This is a genomic window from Citrobacter sp. wls757 (genome assembly GCF_005280935.1).
Classification (GTDB): domain Bacteria; phylum Pseudomonadota; class Gammaproteobacteria; order Enterobacterales; family Enterobacteriaceae; genus Citrobacter; species Citrobacter portucalensis.
The window spans coordinates 1-2442 of the sequence record NZ_SZWU01000077.1 but is presented as its reverse complement, the minus strand read 5'-3'; the positions used below and the strand labels follow the sequence as shown (position 1 = coordinate 2442).

At 53.5% G+C, this 2442-nt stretch carries 3 protein-coding genes; 1 reads left to right on the top strand and 2 read right to left on the bottom strand.

Annotation, left to right across the window (positions count from 1 at the left end):
* Positions 1–23: 23 nt before the first annotated feature.
* Positions 24–374: a DUF2002 family protein gene (locus FDW94_RS21825; protein WP_003037262.1), complete on the bottom strand. Its 351-nt coding sequence runs from the start codon at positions 372–374 to the stop codon at positions 24–26.
* 123 nt (positions 375–497) lie between these two features.
* Positions 498–1832 carry a PLP-dependent aminotransferase family protein gene (locus FDW94_RS21820; protein WP_137378252.1) on the bottom strand — a complete coding sequence of 445 codons (1335 nt, stop codon included), beginning with the start codon at positions 1830–1832 and terminating at the stop codon, positions 498–500.
* Positions 1833–1922: 90 nt separating this feature from the next.
* Between FDW94_RS21820 and FDW94_RS21815 the strand changes: the two genes are divergently transcribed.
* Positions 1923–2354 (top strand): carboxymuconolactone decarboxylase family protein, encoded by a 432-nt coding sequence (locus FDW94_RS21815; protein WP_003825991.1) that lies wholly within the window; start codon positions 1923–1925, stop codon positions 2352–2354.
* Positions 2355–2442 lie beyond the last annotated feature (88 nt).

The following is a 2442-nucleotide window of genomic DNA, read 5'->3' as shown; positions in this document are numbered from 1 at the left end:
GACTGGCACTGCCAGTCGCGTTATTAGTTAGAATTAACGTCGCCAAACAGCCCGCTCAGATAACGTTCAAGCGCAATACGCGAGCTAAAGCCGTGCGGAATACCATAATGCTCATGAGTCTCTCCGGCTAAATACAGCGGGAATTGCTGGTAATGATCGCAAGTTTTAATATCCGTTGCCGGTTCCGCCAGTGAAGAGCTACGCTCTTTCAACGTGGGATGGATAATTAATGCGGTACGTCCCATGCGAGCTTCACGATTAACATACACATAATTTTCGCCACGCCGATAGCCGTACGTTTTCTGCGTCACTACATCAACGGTAAAGCCCACTTTTTCAAGTACGCGCGCCACCTCATCAGGTCGTAAATACATATTATTTTCCTCGTTATCTTTTACTGCGGGCTTACCTTACCTGATTCAGCATTAGCAACGCTTTCAGAAAAGTCCATAAACGAGTGAACACGATGAGACGAATATCTTAAGTAACGTACAGATTTATGTCAGCGCCAACCGCAGTTGGTAGGCCGCCTGTTGCGCCATTTCCGCCGAGCTGATATTAGTAAATGACAGCAATATTCCCCCCTTTCCTTCTGACGTTATTCGCCAGCGGCTTAGCGCCTGAACCGCTAACCCGGCCTGATTCGCTTTGCGCACCAGCGCAGTATCATCTCCGTCTACACTCATCACCAGTTGAATCCCACCTTCCTGAGGAATGACGCTAAATCCTTGTTCGGTCAGGGCGTTTTCCATCCATTGTCGTCGTTCGGCATAATGCTGTCGCATACGTTTTAAGTGTCGCCAGAAGTGGCCGTCTCGCATGAAATCCGCCAGCGTTTGCTGCCATAGAACCGGGACGCTACAGGCCGTTAGCGCCGCTTGCTGGCGAAAGCGTTCAACCTGGGTCAGAGGCACCACCAGCCATGCCGTACGCAAAGCCGGAAACATCGATTTGCTGAACGTTCCGGCATAAATCACCCGCTGAGGCGCATCCAGACTTTTTAGCGGCGGCAACGGCTTACCGTGGTAACGAAATTCACTGTCATAGTCATCTTCGATTACCCACGCCTGCGCGCGAGTCGCCCACTCCAGCAACTGGTGGCGACGGTCCAAAGACAGTGCTACCCCCAGAGGGCTTTGATGTGCGGGAGTGAGCAGTACAAAACGCGCCTGCGGGTAGTCGCGGATCCCGGCGCTGACATCCAGACCATCGGCATCCACCGCTACCGGCATCAATTCAATGCGTTCCTGAACCACCACGGGCCGGATCAGCGGAAAACCGGGATCTTCGACCCACATTCCCTCACCGGGATGCGCCAGAGCGCGCAGGATTAACGTCATTGATGCCGCATAGCCTGAAGTGATAAAAATCTGCTCTGGTTGGCATTCAATGCTGCGTGAAACGCGCAGATAATCAACAATTGCCTGGCGTAACACCCGTTCGCCACATACATCGCCCACCGCCAGATCAAAACGCGTTTGGGTGCGTAAACGCCGTCCCATCACCCGTGCCCAGACTTCACGCGGAAAAAGATCGAGTGCGGGTAATCCCATCTGAAAAGGTTGCGGTCTGGGATTTTCTCCGGCGAAGATGGCAGGCGATGCAGGCGCCCTTTCTGGTCGCAGTTGCTCACTGACAAACGTTCCTGCCTGTCCACGCCGCGCGAGCCAGCCCTGCGCCACCAGCTCTGCATAGGCATTTTCCACCGTCGAGCGTGATACTCCCAGCTCCTGGGCCCAGGTCCGGCTGGAGGGCAATCTGGTACCAGGCTTGAGTTCGCCTTTCTCAATTGCGTTTTTTAACTGACGGGCGATTTGCTGATAACGTGGCATTTATGGTCTGCTTTTTTGGTAACAATATGGCTCTCTGTTGCAGTCCATTATAGTGCTACATTGCGGGTCATCCAAACGAGGAGAAATACCATGACAATGTTACGCCAGCCCTATTACGAACTCAGTCCCGAAATCTATAACGCTCTGGTTCAGGCAAGCCAAGCGCTGGAAAACTGCGCGCTGGAACCTACGTTGACGGAACTGATTTACCTGCGGGTCTCGCAAATCAACGGCTGCGCCTTTTGTCTGGAAATGCACAGTAAAGCACTGCGCAAATCCGGTGTTGCGCAGGCCAAACTGGACGCACTGGCAGGCTGGCGGGTGAGTCACCACTTCAGCGAGCAGGAACGTGCGGCGCTGGCGTGGGCCGAATCGGTCACCCAGATTGCCACTACTCACGCCGAAGATGACGTTTATCTGCCGCTGCTCGACCATTTCAGCGCGAAAGAAATTAGCGACCTGACATTTGCCATTAGCCTGATGAACTGCTTCAACCGCCTGGCGGTGGGGATGCGCATGTGATTTTGCGCTGCCGGATGGCGACATAAATGCCTTATCCGGCCCAGGATGTACTTTCCTGTAGATACTGTTATCGCCTGCAAGCCTTTTC

Coding starts and splice junctions, on each gene's coding strand:
- FDW94_RS21825 (WP_003037262.1), bottom strand. CDS start 374: ATGTATTTACGACCTGATGAGGTGGCGCGCGTACTTGAAAAAGTGGGC.
- FDW94_RS21820 (WP_137378252.1), bottom strand. CDS start 1,832: ATGCCACGTTATCAGCAAATCGCCCGTCAGTTAAAAAACGCAATTGAG.
- FDW94_RS21815 (WP_003825991.1), top strand. CDS start 1,923: ATGACAATGTTACGCCAGCCCTATTACGAACTCAGTCCCGAAATCTAT.